Source organism: Cupriavidus sp. a3 (genome assembly GCF_051015765.1).
GTDB classification, from domain to species: domain Bacteria; phylum Pseudomonadota; class Gammaproteobacteria; order Burkholderiales; family Burkholderiaceae; genus Cupriavidus; species Cupriavidus oxalaticus_A.
In genome coordinates this window covers 3,570,416-3,588,306 of the sequence record NZ_CP170643.1, presented here as the reverse complement: position 1 = coordinate 3,588,306, position 17,891 = coordinate 3,570,416, and the positions used below count along the sequence as shown (strand labels likewise).

At 64.0% G+C, this 17,891-nt stretch carries 15 protein-coding genes, 1 tRNA gene and 1 pseudogene; 5 read left to right on the top strand and 12 right to left on the bottom strand.

The window, feature by feature from the left end:
• Positions 1-24: 24 nt before the first annotated feature.
• The 8 genes from ACAD63_RS17215 to ACAD63_RS17180 all read right to left on the bottom strand — a co-directional run bounded on the left by ACAD63_RS17215 (position 25) and on the right by ACAD63_RS17180 (position 5,336).
• Positions 25-573, bottom strand: a complete 549-nt coding sequence (locus tag ACAD63_RS17215; protein ID WP_133094108.1) for a 2,4'-dihydroxyacetophenone dioxygenase family protein — start codon at positions 571-573, stop codon at positions 25-27.
• A 271-nt stretch (positions 574-844) separates the two neighbouring features.
• Complete coding sequence (locus tag ACAD63_RS17210; protein WP_434033033.1) at positions 845-1,042, bottom strand: hypothetical protein; 198 nt, start codon at positions 1,040-1,042, stop codon at positions 845-847.
• Positions 987-1,298 carry a hypothetical protein gene (locus ACAD63_RS17205; RefSeq protein ID WP_434034039.1) on the bottom strand — a complete coding sequence of 104 codons (312 nt, stop codon included), beginning with the start codon at positions 1,296-1,298 and terminating at the stop codon, positions 987-989. Before ACAD63_RS17205 ends, ACAD63_RS17210 begins: the two co-directional genes overlap by 56 nt.
• Positions 1,184-1,534, bottom strand: a complete 351-nt coding sequence (locus tag ACAD63_RS17200; protein ID WP_434034007.1) for a GntR family transcriptional regulator — start codon at positions 1,532-1,534, stop codon at positions 1,184-1,186. Before ACAD63_RS17200 ends, ACAD63_RS17205 begins: the two co-directional genes overlap by 115 nt.
• A gap of 266 nt (positions 1,535-1,800) precedes the next feature.
• On the bottom strand, positions 1,801-2,406 hold the full coding sequence (locus ACAD63_RS17195) for a PqiC family protein (protein WP_434033032.1): 606 nt from the start codon (positions 2,404-2,406) through the stop codon (positions 1,801-1,803).
• On the bottom strand, positions 2,403-4,034 hold the full coding sequence (locus tag ACAD63_RS17190) for an intermembrane transport protein PqiB (protein WP_195428346.1): 1,632 nt from the start codon (positions 4,032-4,034) through the stop codon (positions 2,403-2,405). The genes ACAD63_RS17195 and ACAD63_RS17190 overlap by 4 nt, the downstream gene beginning before the upstream one ends.
• Complete coding sequence (locus ACAD63_RS17185; protein ID WP_133094112.1) at positions 4,018-4,692, bottom strand: paraquat-inducible protein A; 675 nt, start codon at positions 4,690-4,692, stop codon at positions 4,018-4,020. Before ACAD63_RS17185 ends, ACAD63_RS17190 begins: the two co-directional genes overlap by 17 nt.
• Positions 4,689-5,336 (bottom strand): paraquat-inducible protein A, encoded by a 648-nt coding sequence (locus tag ACAD63_RS17180; RefSeq protein ID WP_434034006.1) that lies wholly within the window; start codon positions 5,334-5,336, stop codon positions 4,689-4,691. The genes ACAD63_RS17185 and ACAD63_RS17180 overlap by 4 nt, the downstream gene beginning before the upstream one ends.
• Before the next feature lie 336 nt (positions 5,337-5,672).
• Between ACAD63_RS17180 and ACAD63_RS17175 the strand changes: the two genes are divergently transcribed.
• On the top strand, positions 5,673-6,320 hold the full coding sequence (locus tag ACAD63_RS17175) for a TetR/AcrR family transcriptional regulator (RefSeq protein ID WP_135704841.1): 648 nt from the start codon (positions 5,673-5,675) through the stop codon (positions 6,318-6,320).
• Between the two features lie 9 nt (positions 6,321-6,329).
• Here ACAD63_RS17175 and ACAD63_RS17170 read toward each other — a convergent pair whose 3' ends face one another.
• On the bottom strand, positions 6,330-7,043 hold the full coding sequence (locus ACAD63_RS17170; RefSeq protein WP_434033031.1) for a TetR/AcrR family transcriptional regulator: 714 nt from the start codon (positions 7,041-7,043) through the stop codon (positions 6,330-6,332).
• A gap of 339 nt (positions 7,044-7,382) precedes the next feature.
• Here ACAD63_RS17170 and ACAD63_RS17165 point away from each other — a divergent pair, with 339 nt between their 5' ends.
• The 4 genes and pseudogenes from ACAD63_RS17165 to ACAD63_RS17150 form a co-directional block, all read left to right on the top strand.
• On the top strand, positions 7,383-8,489 hold the full coding sequence (locus ACAD63_RS17165) for an efflux RND transporter periplasmic adaptor subunit (protein WP_240745936.1): 1,107 nt from the start codon (positions 7,383-7,385) through the stop codon (positions 8,487-8,489).
• Positions 8,486-11,539, top strand: coding sequence for an efflux RND transporter permease subunit (locus ACAD63_RS17160; RefSeq protein ID WP_195428169.1), 3,054 nt, complete (start codon positions 8,486-8,488; stop codon positions 11,537-11,539). Before ACAD63_RS17165 ends, ACAD63_RS17160 begins: the two co-directional genes overlap by 4 nt.
• A 13-nt stretch (positions 11,540-11,552) precedes the next feature.
• Entirely contained in the window at positions 11,553-12,932 is a 1,380-nt protein-coding gene (locus tag ACAD63_RS17155) for a TolC family outer membrane protein (protein WP_434033030.1), read from the top strand.
• A 12-nt stretch (positions 12,933-12,944) separates the two neighbouring features.
• Positions 12,945-13,277: pseudogene (locus tag ACAD63_RS17150) on the top strand (MgtC/SapB family protein); the annotation flags it as partial.
• Between the two features lie 463 nt (positions 13,278-13,740).
• Here the strand turns inward: ACAD63_RS17150 and ACAD63_RS17145 are convergent.
• The 3 genes from ACAD63_RS17145 to pepN all read right to left on the bottom strand — a co-directional run bounded on the left by ACAD63_RS17145 (position 13,741) and on the right by pepN (position 17,826).
• Positions 13,741-13,816, bottom strand: a tRNA-Thr gene (locus ACAD63_RS17145).
• A gap of 182 nt (positions 13,817-13,998) precedes the next feature.
• Entirely contained in the window at positions 13,999-15,015 is a 1,017-nt protein-coding gene (locus ACAD63_RS17140) for a class 1 fructose-bisphosphatase (RefSeq protein ID WP_133094119.1), read from the bottom strand.
• Between the two features lie 96 nt (positions 15,016-15,111).
• On the bottom strand, positions 15,112-17,826 hold the full coding sequence (pepN, locus tag ACAD63_RS17135) for an aminopeptidase N (RefSeq protein ID WP_135704859.1): 2,715 nt from the start codon (positions 17,824-17,826) through the stop codon (positions 15,112-15,114).
• Between the last annotated feature and the right edge of the window lie 65 nt (positions 17,827-17,891).

Genomic DNA, 17,891 nt, shown 5'->3' with positions numbered 1-17,891 from the left:
GCCTGCCTTGGTGTCAGTCGCTTCTTATCCCTCGATAACGTCGGTGCCATTGCCGCGGACGTAGGGCACCGGTCCGATGCCGCGCGCCGCCGCGAGAGCCTGGATCGCGTACTGGATCGAGAGTGCGTCATTGAGCGAGTGGAACGTGCCGTCCTCGTTGAAGCTCACCTGCGCGCCTTCGATCCAGGCGATGGTGATCGTGTCCTCGGTGTTGTCCTCGGGGGTGTAGAAGGTGTGCACCGAGCCGCCGGGTTCGTACAGGTAGGAGCCGGCCGTCTGCGGCTGGTCAGGGTACTCGCGATACTTCCAGCAGCCCTGGATTGTCCACACCTGCGCCGTTCCGGTGTGGTAGTGAATCGGAAGGGAACAGCCGGGTTCCACGATGGCCATGATGACCCACTCACCACGCTCCGGGTCCATGCGCAGCGGCCTGATGTGGATGCCCGGAAAGACATCCTTGATCAGCGGGATCTGCTCGATATTGACGGTCAGGAGCTTGTCCTGCGGCAAGGCGGGCAGCGGCAGCTTGGCGCCGGTGGACGTCGTGGGCTGTGTAAGTACTCTTGCAGTCATGAGTTGTCTCCGTTTGTTAGAGGATGTGAATCCTTGAGAAGGAAGTCGCCCTTTGACGACACGGAAGAGGGACGCCGCTTCGGCGGGAAACTCAGTACGGCGGCAACGCGCCGGAGGAATAGAAGCGCCCAGTGCAACGGCGAAGCCTGGCTAACGGGCTTGCATGTCAAGTTGATACTTCTAAAGTTCTAATGTTGGAATGTTAGTGGCTGAGGAAGGATTTTTCTGCCCCTTGTTTACCCTAGGGGCTGACTGACCAGGATTTTTAGCCTTACTTGCGCTCGCCAGCGGCCCTGCGAGGTTCGGTAATGGCAGGCACCGCCTTCAACGCGGACGCCGGGATGTCAATTTCGGAGACGTAGCGGTCACCCCGATACCATGTGACGCCGGCGTAGAGTACGTTGCCTTTGTTATCAAGAAGACGTCGCGACATCTTCGCGACGGGTGTGGCGAACGGGATTTTCAGCATGTCGCACAGGGGAAAATCCGCCGGCATTACGGTCAACCGTTGTCGCACACGTTTGCCCCCGCGAGCCCAGTTCATCGAGCAGCGCGGCGAGAAGCTTTTTGTTCCTGGCGGTGTCCTTGGGCAATGCGTCGAAGACCAGGGTCAACACATAGATCTCCGCGTAGCAGAACGGCTCGCCGGAATAGGTGTGTAGCTTGCGGACACAGACGTACTCGCCGTCCGACCGGTCGCCCGGTCCGAGCAGTTCCTGCGGCACCTTGGTGCGGCGCCGGACTTCGAGTACTTCGAAGGCGAGCGCCTCCGGCGCTGCGAACGGATCGTTGATCGCCAGTTCGAGGTCGCGGTGGCGGCGGGCAGGGCAGCCACGCGGGTCCCGATGCCTCGCTGGCTACGAATCAGGCCTTCCTTGGAAAGCAACTCATACGCCTGCCGGACGGTAACGACGGCCACGCCCAGGTCAGCGGCGAGCTGCGTGATCGGCGGCAGCAGCATGCCGAGCGGATACTCGCCCTTTGCGATCCGGTGCCTCAGCAACGAGGCCAGCCGCTGATATTGCGCAACGCCCCGTTCAGCCGACAGGTCCGGCCACTCATTCCCCGTAGTTCGATCGTCCGTCATTCCAGTTGCCTGACACTCAGAACCTTGGAGTATGCCCCAGAAAAACGGGTGGCCCCTTAGCTGGCAGGCGTCCACCGTCGGTCGGCCGGAACCGGCTGCGTCGAGATGTGGCGCGGTGGCGCCGGGTACGAACGTCACGTCTAGCGGTTTAGCGATTGCACGCCAATTGCTATATCGGCCGCGGTTGTCGCGAGGATCTCCCGATATGCTTTCACCACGCCCTCCACCTGCCCGGGCGCGGGCACCTCCGTTTCGGTGCGGCCGCTCAGGACCTTGCCGTCCGGCAGTCGCCGCACGGTCCAGGCGATGGTCGCCGCTGCCCGCTTGCCCACGTCGGCGTCGAGGGCTACCACATCGGTCGTCACACGGAATGCCGGCTGCGTCGCCGACAGGCCGCGCTGGTAGACATCCACCGCATCGAGGCTCGCCTGCAGCTGCTGCGACAGCGCATCGCGCAGTTCGTTGGGTAATGGCGACGTCCAGCGAGAGGTGTCGGAAAGCTTGAGGCCCCCATTGCCGTCACGCACCACCAGCTGAATACGGTTCAGGCGCTCCGGCACGCGCACCGGCGTGACTTCGATCCATAATGGGTCGCCGCTACGGCCGGCTCGCGAGGTACCGGCCGGCGCGGCGTCGGAGGGACTGGCCGCCAGCGTGTAGTAGCGCGCCTCGGGCGACGCGCAGCCGTTTATCAGGGTCGTGGCCGCGGCGGCCAGCGTAAGGAGCATCGTTAGACGTTTCATCATTTCTCTTCCCTCTTGCCTTGCAGGAGCGCTTCGGGATGCCGCTCGAGATAATCGGTGAGCATGCGCAGCGAGACGGCTGTTTGCGTGAGTTCCTGCATCATCCTGCGCGTATCCTGTTGCAGTGATGCGTCGGGCGCCAGCGCGCCATTGGCCGTATCGAGCGTGCGGCGCATATCCTGCAGGGCAGCGACCACCTGCGGAGCCACATCGCCGTTGACCTGTGCCACGAGCTTGTCCGCCTTGACGAGCATCTTGTTCATCGACACCATCGCCGTGCGCGCGTCCTGTCCGATCTGGTCGAACGGCACCTTGCCGATCTTGGTGATGATGTCGCCAAGCTTGGCCTGCAACTCGTCGAAGGTGCCCGGTGTGGTGGGGAGCTCAGGCACCGACGCGTTCAGGTCCAGGTTAACCGGCGAGGACGCTTTCGGAAAGAAATCGAGTGCCACATACATCTGGCCGGTCAGCAGATTGCCGGTGCGCATCTGCGCACGCATGCCGCGCTGTACCATGCTATGCACAATGGCGCGCTTGCGCGCGTCGTCAGCCACGTCCTTCTCGCGCAGACCCATGCGAGACGGATAGAGCTCCACGACCACGGGCATGCGGAAGGCCTTCTTGTCACGCTGGTATTCGATACCGATCGAGCGCACCTGCCCGACGGTCACGCCGCGGAAATCGACCGGCGCACCGGGCGACAGGCCGCGCACGGACTGATCGAAGTTGAGCACTGCCAGCGCGGGAGCGAGCTCGTCCGGTTCCTTCATGGCTTCGGACTGGTCCGCCGCCAGCAGGTACTCGGTGTTCTCGGCGGCCGGGGCATGCGCGGTGGAGTGGTCCGGGGCCTGGAAGGCCACCCCGCCAAGCATCACGGTGGCCAGCGACTGCGTGGACAACTTCAGGCCGTTCGCGTCGAGCTTGAGGTCGACACCGCTGGCGTGCCAGAAGCGTGTGTCGGCGGAAACGAGCTTGTCATAGGGCTTGTTGACGAATACGCGCAGCGATATATCGCGGCCATTCGGTTCGAGCTGGTACGCCACCACGTGGCCGACCCGCACGCGACGATAGTAGACCGGTGAGCCGATGTCGAGCGAGCCCAGGTCCTGCGCACGCAGCACGAACTGCCTGCCGGTAGCGTCGGTGGTGATGACCGGCGGATTTTCGAGCCCGGTGAAGCTGTGCTTCGTCTCGGCCGACTTGCCGGCATCCACGCCGATATATGCGCCCGATAGCAGCGTCTCCAGTCCTGACACGCCGCTCACGGCAAAGCGGGGCCGTACCACCCAGAACCGTGTGTCGGCCACGGCGAAGTTCCTGGCGTCCTTGGTGAGAGCAATCGTCGCGATCACATGCGAACGGTCCGCTGCCAGACGTGCTGTCTTGACCAGTCCGATATCGACGTCCTTGTAGCGCACGGCGGTCTTGCCTGGCGTCAGGCCCTCCGCGGTGCGGAATGTGACGGTGATCTCGGGCCCGCGTGACGCAAGCGTGCTGACCAGCAGCGAGAGTCCGACCACCGCGGCAACGATCGGGACTACCCAGACGAGGGAAGGTAGCCAGCGCGCGCGGGGCTTGCGTCCTGGCGGTGGAATACCGTTTGGGGGAGGATGGTTAGTGTGTTCGGGCATTTTCGGAGTGCTGAAATTCGGTGGAGGAAGGAGAGGTCTCGAGCGCATCCCACAGCAGACGGGGATCAAAGCTCAGTGACGCGAGCATGGTCAGTACGACAACCGAGGCAAAGGCCAGGGCTCCGGCACCGGGCGCAATGGTGGCCAGCGCCCCGGCGCGCACCAGCGATGCCAGCAGTGCCACCACGAAGATGTCGAGCATGGACCACCGGCCGATGACTTCGACCAGGGTGTAGAGGCTGCTCTGCTCGCGGAGGCGCCAGGTCGATCCGCGGCGCACCGATAGCAGCAACAAGGTGAGGATCATCATCTTCAGCAACGGGACGACGATGCTGGCGATCAGCACCACGATTGCCAGCATGTATGAGCCGGACAACCACAGATAGATCACGCCGGACATGATGGTGTCGCGCTGCGTGCCGAAAATTGACTGCGTCACCATGATCGGCAACAGATTGGCCGGGATATACAGCAGGTAGGCAGCCAGCAGGAAGGCCCAGGCGCGCGCCAGGCTGGCCGGCTTGCGATGATGCAGTACGGTGCCGCAGCGCGGACACGGTTCCGCCTCGAGCGTCATCGGACTGAGCCGGTCGCACGTGTGGCACGACAGCAGTCCGCGCGAGGTGGCGGTGGGGAGGGGCGAAAGCGGCTCGGTCATGGCGCGGTATCCCGCGAGCGGGCCGGTACGTCATCTGCATCGTGCACATCGAGGTGGTGCCAGAGTTCACGCGGGTCGAACGACAGGATGACGGCCAGTACAATCACCAGGGCGCCGAACGACCAGAGCGCGACACCAGGCATCACTTGCGCTATGGTCGACAGCTTCACCAGCGTAACCAGCACGCCGATCATGAAGACTTCGATCATGCCCCACGGCCGCGTCCGGCAAATGCCGCGCAAGATGCGCTCGAACCCGGGTGGCGTGCGGTTCTGCGCCATCGACACGAGCAGGTAGCACATCATCAGCAGCTCGGCGAGCGGAAACAGGATGGTCGTGGCGAACACGAGCATCGCCACCGGCGCCATATCGTCCGCGTAGAGTGCCTGTACCGCGCTCCATAGCGTGGTCTCCATGCGCGAGCCCTTGAGGTCCATGGCGACAATCGGGTACGCGTTCGAAACCAGAAGCAGGATCAAGGCAGTCACCACGAGCGGCAGCAAGCGGCGATAGGCTCGCGAACTGTCGCGATATAGCGCGCCGCCGCAGCGCAGGCACGTGGCACGTTCGTCCTGTTTCAGCGCCGCTCGTGTATGGAGTGCGTCGCAATGTTCGCATGCCACCAGCTTGTCCGGATCCTGCATGGCCACTGGCAGCGACGCGTGGTCCTGATGCACTGATGTCCTCGGGAAAATGATTGGGCCTCGTTGCGTGAGGCAAGTAGCGCGTGTGCGCATCGGGATCTTTGATGAGTTCCGTATTCTTCCACATAATGACTTAGATGTCATCATGACACATTGTATGTTATAAGAAGAGCGCCGGCGCCCGCTGCCGCCAGCATGGCGTACGCCATGCTGGCGGCGTTGAAGCGGCGTATTGATATAATCGCCTCGTCACATAAGGTCCTCTAACTGAAGATGCCTGCCGCTCCTGATCCCAAAGACCATCGCCCTCGCGTTGCCGCAGAACGTCGTGAACGGATGCGCAAACGTCTCATTGAAAGCGCGATGATCGTTTTTGGGCAAAGGGGTGTGGGGGCCAGCGTGATCCCGGAAGTCATCGCGTCTGCTGGCGTCTCGCAAGGTTCCTTCTACAACCATTTCCGTACTAACGAGGATCTGCTGGCGGCTGTCGGTGACGCGCTCAGTCACGACATGGTGCAAATGATTGAGAGCGTGGTCGGCGATATCGAAGACCCGGCGTTGCGGGTTGCAACGGGGATACGCTTATACCTGCACCTTGCGCGCTCCTATCCTGTCGTGGCGCAGTTTCTTTCCGGTACGGGCCTGCTTTTGGTCGGCAGCAAGGGTGCTGCCGTCTACGAATACCTGCCCTCGGATATCAAGGAAGGCCTGAAGAGAGGCACGTTTGACGAGGTTGCGGCCGATGTGGCGTTGGACATGGTGGCCGGCGCCGGGTTGATCGCCGTTCACCGCATGGCCAAGGGAAGAACAGCCAAGGATTATCCGGAACGGATTGTCCGGGCGGTGTTGCAGTCGCTCGGCGTGCCTGCAGCGAGTGCGGTACGGTTGACCTCCCCGCCTTTGCCAAAGCTGGTGGCTCCGCCGGAATCCTTGCTCGAAAAGGCCCAGGAGAAGCTCGCCGCCAAGGCCGAGCCCTCCAACTAGCAGCCAGCGCTATGGCATATCGCTGATCGTTTTCGCGAGCAAGCCATCGAATAGCGCTTCACTCGCATGCAGCGGCGACCTGGATATCGCATCGGCCGCTGATTCCTCCACGCCCAGGGCGCGCAATGCCACGGCAGCGGCGAGCTCCGAAAAATCTTCGCGACATTCGGTCTCAAGCATGCTCTGCATTGCGCTCATTGCGGCTCCGGCAACGATATTGAAGCCCAGGGCGATCGGCATGCGCTTGAAGCGATTGAGCCGAACGCCTTCCTCTATGTCCCTGCGGACAAACTCCAGCATATTCGGCGCCTGGTAGGCCGTCCATCCGAGCCGGCCAAGGATGCCAGCCACCTCCGGCTGGTGTACCGTCAGGATCGACGCCAGCCGTATTCCCCTGGCGATGTGCTCGGCCGGGTCGTCATGGTCGCGCACAATGGGGTCGGCCGCCTGCACCCACTGCTCGGCCATCTTCCCGACAATCTCCCGCACGATCGCGTCGGACGACGGAAAGTACTTGTAGAACGTTCCGCGTGAAACCCCTGCTGCCGAGATGATGTCGTCGATGGACGGCGTCGAGACCCTGTTCTCCAGCATCAGGCGCATCGCACTGTTCAGCAATAGCGAGCGCATACGCTGCCGCCGCTTTGCCGCGACGCGCTGACGGTGGTCGCCAGTCTTCCACGGTTCTGCTTCCGTTGCGAATCGGGTCTGCATCGGGGTCATTGATCTGTTCTCTCCTCATGGTTAATGCGTCGGCGACCCGCGCGCCGGTCTTCCTGCATCTGCAGCCTCCGTCGCATCACTTCGCGTATCGCCATTGTCGTTTTGCGCACGGGCTGTCTTCGTCTCCTGCGCTCCGGGACCTCAAAGGCGACCCGTCCTCACACACACAAAAATACATTGTATGTCATCATGACAAATAAATCATTATGAAGTAGACTTCGGGCTTTCAGGAAGGGCGAAAGCCCGAACAGGCCTGCCGTCAATGAAGCCAGCACGAGTCCGTGGCGTGGATCGCTGATGAATCGCAGGCGAGCGACGGACCTTAGTGGAGCGCAGAAATTGAACAGGAACCTTCGAGCGGCAGCTCTTACCATCATCGCGGCACATCTGGCCGCGTGCACACCGGGTCCGGAACCCGAACGCAAGGACGTGAGGCCAGTGCGGACAGTGGTCGCCGGGCGCACCGCCGGGTCGGTCGGTGCGACCTATTCAGGCGAGATTCGTGCGCGTTACGAAAGTCAGCTGGGATTCCGCACCAGCGGCAAGATCGTCGCGCGCATGGTGGAAGTCGGCAGCCATGTCAAGCGCGGCCAGCCGTTGTTCCAGCTCGATCCCACGCAAGAAACGTTGCAGGTAGCCGCGGCGGGCGCGGAGGCTGATGCGGCAAGAAGCCGGGTAGCCCAGGCGCGGGTGGACGTTAAGCGTACCGAGCAACTGCTGGCCCAGAACTTTGCTTCGCAAGCCGAGCTGGACCAGCAGCGGCTGGCGCTTAACCAGGCGGAAGCACAACTGCGTTCGGCACAGGCGCGTCAGCAGCTGAATGCCAACATGCGCGGATTTACCACGCTCGTAGCCGACCGCGATGGCGTGGTAAGCGCAATCAACGCGGAAGCTGGCCAGGTGGTTTCAGCCGGGCAGACGATCGCCACCGTCGCGGCTGACGGCGAACGCGAGGTTTCGATCAGCATTCCGGAGTCGCGCGTCGACGAGTTGCGCAAGGCGCCGATGCTGACGATTACGGTATGGGCGCAACCGGACAAGTCCTGGACGGGCAAGCTCCGCGAGCTTGCGCCGGACGCGGACAGCGTCACCCGGACGTACTCGGCGCGCATCTCCATTCAGGAGGCGGATCCGGAGCTGCGGTTAGGCATGACAGCGTCGGTGATCGCACCCGACGTGGACGGCAACGGCGTAGTCCGCGTGCCGCTGACCGCCATCGTTGATCATGAACGTGGCCGCCAGGTATGGGTGGTCGACCCGAAGACGTCGCGGGTGATCGCGCGTGAAGTCAGGCTGGGTGCGGCGCAGAACGACAGCGTCCTCGTGGTTGAGGGCCTGGCGGGCGGAGAGACCGTGGTGAGTGCCGGCGTGCACATGCTGCAGGCGGGCCAGCAGGTGAAGGTGGCCGAGGCGGTAACTGTCGCCAGGGCGGGAGGTGTGAAGTGAAAGGGATCAACCTGTCCGAATGGGCACTGAAGCACCAGCAGATGGTGGCGTTTCTGCTGTTGCTGTTGTCAGTGGCCGGTGCGCTGGCATACGGCAGCCTGGGCCAGAAGGAAGACCCCGAGTTCACGATCAAGACCATGGTTGTGCAGGCGTACTGGCCGGGAAGCTCCGCGCAGCAGATGGCCGACCAGGTCACCGACAAGATCGAGCGCAAGCTGCAAGAGGTCGCCGAGATTGACTATACGTCCACCTATGTGAAGCCGGGCGAAACGCAGGTCAAGGTCAACCTGCGCGAGAATGTACCACCGGAGGCCGTACCCGATGTGTGGTACCAGGTCCGCAAGAAGATGGGCGACATCCGGCATACCCTGCCCCAGGGCACGCAGGGCCCGCTCTTCAATGACGAGTTCGGCGACACGTTCGGTAACCTCTATGCCATCACGGGCGATGGCTTCGACTATGACGACCTGAGACGGATCGCGGACGCCGCGCGTAATGAGTTCCTTCGTGTCGACGACGTCAACAAGGTCGACCTGGTAGGCAAGCAGGAACAAAAGATCTATGTGGAAGTCTCCACCGCCAAGCTCGCCTCGCTGGGTATCGACCCGGCACTGATCGCATCGACGCTCGCACAAACCAATGCCGTGACATCCGGCGGAACGGTTCAAACGTCGGCGGAACAAGTACGGCTGGCTGTCAGTGGCGAGTTCGACTCAGTCGAAAAAATTCGCGCCATCGGCATCCGTGCCGGCCAGCGTACCTTCCGCCTTGGCGATATCGCCGACGTCCGCCGCGGCTTTGTGGAGCCCGCCACCTCGAGGATGCGCTTCAACGGCAATGAGGCGATCGGCCTGGCTGTGAGCATGCGCAAGGGCGGCGACGTGATTCGGCTTGGCGCAAAGCTGGACGAAACGATCCAGCGCATCGAGTCCAACCTGCCGGTGGGCGTGCAGATCCACGCGGTCAGCGACCAGCCGCGTATCGTCGAACATTCCGTATTCGAGTTCAAGAAGAGCCTGGCCGAGGCCGTGATCATTGTGCTCGTCGTCAGCTTCCTGTCGCTGGGCTTGCGCACCGGGTTGGTCGTCGCGCTCAGCATCCCGCTGGTGCTGGCCATGACCTTCCTGGCGATGTACGTGATGGGCATCGAGTTGCAGCGCATCTCGCTCGGTGCGCTGATCATCGCGCTAGGTTTGTTGGTGGACGACGCCATCATTGCCGTCGAAATGATGGCGCTGAAGCTGGAGCAGGGCTGGGACAGGTTCCGCGCCGCCACCTACGCCTACACTGCCACGGCTTTCCCGATGCTCACCGGAACGCTGATTACCGCGGCGGGTTTTCTCCCGGTCGGCTTTGCGAAGTCGGGCACGGGCGAATATGTGTACTCCCTGTTCCAGGTGGTGGGTATTTCGCTGGTGCTGTCATGGGTCGTGGCAGTCCTCTTTACGCCTTACATCGGCTTCAAGCTCCTGAAGGAGCATGCGCACGCCTCGCATGACGAGGACGCGGTCTACCAGCGCGGCTTCTATGTCAGATTCCGCCGGTTCATCGACTTCTGCCTGAAGCAGCGCGTGTGGGTGCTCGGCATCACGGTTGCTGCGTTCATCGGCTCACTGCTGCTGTTCAAGGCAATACCCCAGCAGTTCTTTCCGGCGTCTGACCGTCCCGAACTCATCGTGGACCTGTGGATGCCGAAGGCTTCGACGTTCGAGGCGAGTCAACGCGAGGTCCAGAAGCTGGAAGGCCTGCTCAAGGGCGATCCGGACATTGCGGCGGTGACCAGCTTTGTTGGCAACGGTGCGCCGCGATTCTACCTGCCCCTCGACGTGCAGACGCCCAATCTGAATCTGGGCGAGATGCTGGTGATGACGAAGGGCGGCGAGGCACGGGAGCGGGTGAAGGAGAAGCTCGAGAAGCTGTTCGACGAAAAATTCCCCAATGTGCGCGGCCGCGTCAATCGACTGGAAAACGGTCCGCCGGTCGGTTACCCGGTGCAGTTCCGAGTGTACGGGCAGGACAACGCCAAAGTACGCGCAATCGGGCAGAAACTGGCCGCAATCATGCGCGAAGAGCCGCACGTGCGCCAGGTCAATCAGGACTGGGGCGAACGCGTCAAGCGCTTGCAGGTCGACGTCGACCAGGACAAGGCGCGTGCACTGGGTGTCAGCTCAGGCCAGATCAAGGAGGCCCTTGAGGCTTCGCTGTCGGGCACGCCAATCACGCAGTACCGCGAGGAAGACCAGGGTATCGATGTGGTGTCGCGCCTCGTCGCGGCGGAACGCACGGACCTGAACAACCTGAAGGACGCAAAGATCTACGTGCGCGACGGCAAGTTCGTGCCGGTCTCGCAGGTGGCCCGACTCACGCTTGACAGCGAGGACAGCGAGCTGTGGCGGCGTAATCGCGTGCCGACGCTGACGGTTCGTGCCGATATCGCGGGGGCGCAGGCACCCGACGTCACGCGTGCACTGCAGCCGAAGATCGACGCACTGGAAAAAGAACTTCCGCTCGGCTACGGCATCGAGATCGGTGGCGCTTACGAATCGAGTGCGAAGGCTCAGGCTTCTGTTTTCGCGGTGATGCCTGTGACGATCATCGTGGTGCTCCTGCTGCTGATGATTCAATTGCAGGATATGAGAAAGATGGCGATGGTCTTGCTGACAGCGCCGCTCGGACTGATCGGTGTCAGCATCATCATGGCCGCGTTCCGGATTCCATTTGGTTTTGTCGCCATGCTAGGCGTTATCGCCCTCGCCGGAATGATCATCCGCAACTCGGTGATTCTGGTCGTGCAGATCGACCAGGACGTGGCCGCGGGTGTCCCATTGTGGACGGCCATCGTGGAGGCGGCGGTCCGACGGCTACGCCCGATCGTGCTGACTGCCCTGGCGGCGATCCTGGCGATGGTGCCGCTTACCCATTCCGTGTTCTGGGGTCCCATGGCGTGGGCAATCATGGGTGGGCTCGCCGTTGCCACGGTGCTGACCCTCGTCTTCCTTCCCGCCCTGTATGCGACCTGGTACCGCGCAAAGCGTCCTGCGACCGTCTGATCGCAATGTGACGATGAGAGTGATTTCGATGAAAAGATTGAGTATGGCCCTGCGGGCCGCGCAAGTGGCTTTGGGCTGCATGCTGTTCCTAAACGCCGGAGAGTCGGGCGCTATCGATCTCGTGACGGCCTATCAGCAAGCATTGGCGCATGATCCGACGAGCCTCGCTGCAAACGATGCGCTCACGGCGGGGAGGGAAAAGGCAGTGCAGGGCGACGCCTTGCTGCGTCCCCGCGTAAACCTCCAGGCGGCACTGGACAGGATCAACAATCGTTTGTCTGGCAACCAGCCGGTCGACGGCGCGCCGCTGGTAGCCAGCGATAGCTCGGGAACGTCGCGGCAGGCCGGCGTGGTGCTGGTTCAGCCGCTGTACGACAGGACCGCGGTAGCAACGAGGAAGCAGTTCCGCGAGCAGTCAAACCTGGCGCAGACGCAGTTCGACCAGTCTCGCCAAGACCTGGCCCTGCGGGTGGCAGAGGCATACTTCGGCGTGGTGTTGGGCGAGGAAACGCTGCGTGTGGTGCAAGCCGAGAAGGCGGCCTTGCGGCAGCAACGCGACCGCGCCAAGGCCCGCTTCGACGTCGGCCAGGGCAAGATCACCGATCTTCATGAAGCCCAGGCGCGCCTGGATGGGGTGGAGAGTCGCGAAGTTACGGCGCAGTCCGCGCTGGAGCAACGACGCACGCGATTCCAGGAAACCGTCGGCATGCCGCCCGATCACCTCAGCGCGCTGGCGCCCGGTTTCGCGCCGCGGCCGCCGGAACCGGACAATCTCACGGCGTGGCAGGCAAGGGGGGAAGAGCAGAGCTACCTGGTGAAGACCAGGCAGTCGGAGCTCGACATTGCCGGCATGGAGATCGACAAGTACCGCGTCAGCAGCCGCCCGACCGTTGCGCTGGTGGCACGTTATGGCGCACAAGGGCAGAGCGGCAACCTGGCTCCCTGGGTTGCACCCAGCAACACCCGCACCGCGACGGTCGGCTTGCAGCTCAACATTCCGCTGTACGCGGGCGGCGGTCTGGATTCGCGCGAGCGGGAGTCCGTTGCGAGGAAGAGCCAGGCGGAGCAGGAGCTTGCCGCCGCCCGGCGCGACGTGCGCCTGAAGGTGCAGGATGGATTCCTCTCGGTGAAAACGGGCGTGTCGCGCGTCGCCGCACTCGAGCAGTCGCTGACTTCGGCGCGTAGCGCGCTCGCGGCGACGACGCTTGGCCGTGACGTGGGAACCCGTACGGAACCCGACGTGCTGGACGCGCAGCAGCGCGTGTTCGCCGCCGAGCTTGACGTGGTCCAGGCACGCCTGGACTACCTCCTGGGCCGTCTGCGTCTTGCCGCCGCGGCCGGCGAGCTGAGCGAGGAAACCTTGCGCTCGCTGAATGCCTGGCTCGCATCCTGATCGCGAAACCCCATGATCGGAGATCTGCAGCACTATTGGAGCGGTAGCTTTCTCGCCGCCAACGCGTTCATCGGATTGAACCTGGCGGGCGCGTTGCTGCTGGGAATGCTGGTTGGCTACGAGCGCTCGTACAACGGCCGGGCCGCTGGCATGCGCACTTACGGCCTCGTGTGCATGGCGTCGACGGCATTGACGGTGTTCGTCGGCTACCCGGCGCTGTGGTACGGCGGTGCTGCAGCGCACGCCCAGGCAGACCCGACACGTATTGTGCAGGGGGTCGTCACCGGCGTCGGCTTCCTTTGCGCGGGGGGCATCATGAAGGACGGCATGACCATCCGGGGCCTCTGCGTCATGCGCCTAACCTCGCCCTCCATATGCGGAGCACGTTAAGCTGGACGCTCTGGTTTCTTGGTTTTCCGGACCAGGCGTGCGTGCGCAGCGAGAAAGCGCTGGCGCTGGCCAGCAAGGCCTCTGATCCGTTCGCCCTTGCCATGAGCCTGATCTTCGCGGCCGAACTGCACCATCCTGGCCGGTATTCATGACACCTTCACCGAAGGGTTCGATACCGTTGACTGGCAAGATGCCAAAGTACTGTTGGAAGAGACCTGACGTAAGCGGCCAGAGCCGGCTCGTGGAGGCGTCGGTCGACGACAAGTGGCTGGCTTTGGGTGGCCACGCACGTTCTTGCCGATGCCACGCCCTCGGCATCGGCTTCAGGCAGCGCAGAATAACCGCAGCCTGCTGGCTACACGCTGCCCAGAAACAACAAAGCCCAACCGGGCGGGCTGGGCTAAGTGCTTGATTTGATTGGTGCCGAAGAGAGGAATCGAACCCCCGACCTTCTCATTACGAATGAGCTGCTCTACCGACTGAGCTACTTCGGCAACAAGTTCCGGTGAACTGGAACAGCCCGCAATACTAGCAGTGTTTTTACGGCTTGGGAAGCCCTTTGTGTCGCCTGTGTCATCCGCCGTCTACCGTCCAGGCGGCGCCTGCTCCGCTTGCGGGAGGCGGATGAAAAACGGGGCGCCAGCTGGCGCCCCGTCTTGTTGCCGGGTGGCGAGGCTCAGGCCTTGCCTTCGGCTTCGTGATGGTAGCGGGTGACGCGTTCCACTTCGTTCTTCGAGCCCAGGATCACCGACACGCGCTGGTGCAGCTTTTCCGGCTGCACGTCCATGAGGCGGATCTGGCCGTTGGTGGCGGCACCGCCAGCCTGCTCGACCAGCATCGCCATCGGGTTGGCTTCATACATCAGGCGCAGCTTGCCGGCCTTTTCCGGCTCGCGCTTGTCCCACGGATACATGAACACGCCACCGCGGGTCAGGATGCGGTGCACGTCGGCGACCATCGAGGCGATCCAGCGCATGTTGAAATTCTTGCCGCGCGGGCCTTCGTCGCCGGCCAGGCATTCGTCGATGTACTTGCGCACTGGCGGGGCCCAGTGGCGCATGTTCGACATGTTGATGGCGAATTCCTTGGTGTCTTCCGGAATCATCAGGTTGGACTGCGTCAGCACGAAGCTGCCGGCCTCGCGGTCCAGCGTGAACACGTGCACGCCGTTGCCGACGGTCAGCACCAGCGTGGTCTGCGGACCGTACACGGCGTAGCCGGCGGCGACCTGGTGGGTGCCCGGCTGCAGGAAGTCGGCCTCGGTCACGGTCTGGCCGGGCTTGGGCATGTGCAGCACCGAGAAGATGGTGCCGATCGACACGTTGACGTCGATGTTGGACGAGCCGTCGAGCGGATCGAACAGCAGCAGGTATTCGCCCTTCGGATAGCGGTTGGGAATCTCGTAGAACGATTCCATTTCCTCCGACGCCATCGCGGCGAGGTGGCCGCCCCACTCGTTGGCGTCGAGCAGCACTTCATTGGCGATCACGTCCAGCTTCTGCTGGGTTTCGCCCTGCACGTTGCCGGTGCCGGCCGAGCCGAGCACGCCGGCGAGCGCGCCCTTGTTGACGGCGTTGGAAATGGCCTTGCAGGCGCGCGCGACCACTTCGATCAGCAGCCGCAGTTCGGGCTGGATCGTGTTGTGCTTGCGCTGCTCCTCGACCAGGTAGCGGGTGAGGCTGATGCGAGTCATGGTTGGTTCTCCTTGGATGGCCGCAATTCTACATGCCCGGCCGGCCCTGGCCGGGCAAAGGGGGCGTTGCGGGGCCTCCCTGACATACTCCGTGGTTCAGGCGGCCAGCGCCTTGCCGACGATCTCCCGGACGTCGCGCGACAGCGTGGTGCTGGCGGCGACGCGCTCCAGTTCGGCGCGCATGCGGTCGCGCAGCGTCAGCTCGTATTTCTGCCAGCGGTCCATCACCCGCGCCAGCCGTGCGGCCACCTGCGGGTTGATGGCGTCGAGCGCCAGTACCTGGTCGGCCCAGAAGCGGTAGCCCGAGCCGTCCTCGGCATGGAACTGCGCCGGGTTGCCGGAGCAGAAGCTGAAAATCAGCGAGCGCGCGCGGTTGGGGTTGCGCAGGTTGAACGCCGGATGCTCCATCAGCCTGAGCACGGTGTCGATGGTGCGCTTGCCGGCGTGCGGACCGCCCGGCTGTTTCCCCACGCTGCCGCGCTGCATGCCCTGCAGCGAGAACCATTTGTCGATCACCAGCGGGTCGTCCTCGAAGCGCTCGTAGAAATCGGTGAGGGCATGCTCGCGCCCGGGCGCGAAGCTGTTGACCAGCGCCGACAGCGCGGCGAAGCGGTCGGTCATGTTGTCGGCGGCCTGGTACTGCTGGTCGGCCAGCGCGTGCATGTCGGCGTCGCCGCTGTCGGCCAAATAGCCGAGCGCCAGGTTGCGCAGCGCGCGCCTGGCGGCGGAGGCAGCATCCGGCGAGTAGGGGCCGGGCGTGGCGTTGGCCTCGTAGGCGGCCAGCCAGTCGGCCTTGAGCGCGCGGGCCAGGCCTTCGCGCATGAACTGGCGGGCGCGGTGGATGGCGGCCGGATCGGCCACGCCCATGCGCTCGGCCAGGTAGGCCTCGGCGGGCAGCACCAGCGCCTGCTCGCGGAAGGCGGGGTTGAGCGTGTCGTCGGTCAGCACCGCGCGCATGGCCTGCACCAGCGCCGGGTCGAGCCTGAGCTCGCGGCCGGCCTGCACGTCGGCGACCAGCTGCAGCAGCGCGCGCGTGGCCAGGCGCTGGCCGGCTTCCCAGCGGTTGAAGGCGTCGCTGTCGTGCGCCAGCAGGAAGGTCAGCTGCGCGTCGGTGTACTCGGCATCGACGATCACCGGTGCGGAGAAATTGCGCAGCAGCGAGGGCAGCGGCGCTTCGGTCCCGCGCGGGAGGTTGATGAAGCGGAAGGTCTGCTCGGCCTGCGTGAAGTCGAGCACGCGCGTGGTCGCGCCGGGCGCGCCTTCGCCCTCGAGCTGCAGCGGCAGGTCCTTGCCGTCGGCGCCGAGCAGGCCGAGCGCGAACGGGATGTGGAAGGGCTGCTTCTCGGGCGTGCCGGCGCGGGTCTCGATGCCGACCTTGGGGCAGCGCTGCGTCAGCGTCAGCGCCAGGCTGCCGTCGTCGGCGTTCCACGCGGTGCGCGCGGTCACCACCGGCGTGCCGGCCTGGCTGTACCACAGGCCGAACTGCGCCAGGTCACGGCCATTGGCATCGGCCATCGCCGCACGGAAGTCGTCGCAGGTGACGGCCTGGCCGTCGTGGCGCTGGAAGTACAGGTCCATGCCCTTGCGGAAGCCGTCGCGGCCCAGCAAGGTCTGGTACATGCGCACAACCTCGGCGCCTTTCTCGTACACCGTGACGGTGTAGAAGTTGTTGATCTCTTCGTAGCTGTCGGGGCGAACCGGGTGTGCCATCGGACCGGCGTCCTCGGGGAACTGCACCTGGCGCAGCACGCGCACGTCCTCGATGCGCTTGACCGCGCGGCCCGATTCCGAGCCCATCATGTCGGCGGAGAATTCCTGGTCGCGGAACACGGTCAGGCCTTCCTTCAGCGACAGCTGGAACCAGTCGCGGCAGGTCACGCGGTTGCCGGTCCAGTTGTGGAAGTATTCGTGGCCGACCACCGCCTCGATATTGGCGAAGTCCGTGTCGGTGGCGGTTTCCGCATTGGCCAGCACGTACTTGGTGTTGAAGATGTTCAGGCCCTTGTTCTCCATCGCGCCCATGTTGAAGTCGCCGACGGCGACGATCATGAAGCGGTCGAGATCGAGTTCCAGCCCGAAGCGCTGTTCATCCCAGCGGATCGAATGCACCAGCGAGTCCATCGCGTGGCGGGTCTTGTCCAGGTCGCGCGCCTCGACCCAGACCTGCAGCAGCTTGTCCTTGCCGGAGGCGGACTGGATCCGCTCCTCGATGCATTCCAGCTTGCCGGCCACCAGCGCGAACAGGTACGACGGCTTGCGGAACGGGTCTTCCCACACGGCTTCGTGGCGGCCGTCGGGCAGGTCCTGCTTGCTGACCAGGTTGCCGTTGGACAGCAGCACCGGGTAGGCGTCGCGACGGGCGCGCAGCGTGACGCGGAAGGTCGCCATCACGTCCGGGCGGTCGAGGAAGTAGGTGATGCGGCGGAAGCCCTCGGCCTCGCACTGGGTGAAGAAGTTGCCGTTGGACACGTACAGGCCCGACAGCGTGGTATTGGCCGCGGGCTGGCACGCGGTCGTGATCTCGAGCGAGCCTTGCGCGGGCAGCCCCGGGATGGTCAGCGTGCCGGCGTCCTGGGTGGCGTTGGCCACCGGCTTGCCGTCCAGGCTGACGCCGACCAGTTCGAGTTCGTCGCCGCACAGCACCAGCGGCGCGTCGGCGGCCCCGCCGGGCTGGCGCGCGAAACGCAGCGTGCTGGTGACGACGGTGCGCTGGGGATCGAGATCGAGCACCAGGTCGGCATGGTCGATGGCGAACGGGGGCGCGGTATAGTCCTTGCGATAGACGGTAACGGGCGTGTCGGTGCGCAGCATGGAGGGATCCTGTCTTCGGAAGACCGTTGGGGAGGGTGCCATGCGCGTGCGGGCGAAGCATGGCG

Coding starts and splice junctions, on each gene's coding strand:
- pepN (WP_135704859.1), bottom strand. CDS start 17,826: ATGCTGCGCACCGACACGCCCGTTACCGTCTATCGCAAGGACTATACC.
- ACAD63_RS17185 (WP_133094112.1), bottom strand. CDS start 4,692: ATGACCGAGCCGCTTTCGCCCCTCCCCACCGCCACCTCGCGCGGACTG.
- ACAD63_RS17180 (WP_434034006.1), bottom strand. CDS start 5,336: ATGCAGGATCCGGACAAGCTGGTGGCATGCGAACATTGCGACGCACTC.
- ACAD63_RS17200 (WP_434034007.1), bottom strand. CDS start 1,534: ATGCTGCTGCCGCCGATCACGCAGCTCGCCGCTGACCTGGGCGTGGCC.
- ACAD63_RS17170 (WP_434033031.1), bottom strand. CDS start 7,043: ATGACCCCGATGCAGACCCGATTCGCAACGGAAGCAGAACCGTGGAAG.
- ACAD63_RS17190 (WP_195428346.1), bottom strand. CDS start 4,034: ATGCCCGAACACACTAACCATCCTCCCCCAAACGGTATTCCACCGCCA.
- ACAD63_RS17215 (WP_133094108.1), bottom strand. CDS start 573: ATGACTGCAAGAGTACTTACACAGCCCACGACGTCCACCGGCGCCAAG.
- ACAD63_RS17175 (WP_135704841.1), top strand. CDS start 5,673: ATGCGCAAACGTCTCATTGAAAGCGCGATGATCGTTTTTGGGCAAAGG.
- ACAD63_RS17155 (WP_434033030.1), top strand. CDS start 11,553: ATGAGAGTGATTTCGATGAAAAGATTGAGTATGGCCCTGCGGGCCGCG.
- ACAD63_RS17210 (WP_434033033.1), bottom strand. CDS start 1,042: ATGCTGAAAATCCCGTTCGCCACACCCGTCGCGAAGATGTCGCGACGT.
- ACAD63_RS17195 (WP_434033032.1), bottom strand. CDS start 2,406: ATGATGAAACGTCTAACGATGCTCCTTACGCTGGCCGCCGCGGCCACG.
- ACAD63_RS17140 (WP_133094119.1), bottom strand. CDS start 15,015: ATGACTCGCATCAGCCTCACCCGCTACCTGGTCGAGGAGCAGCGCAAG.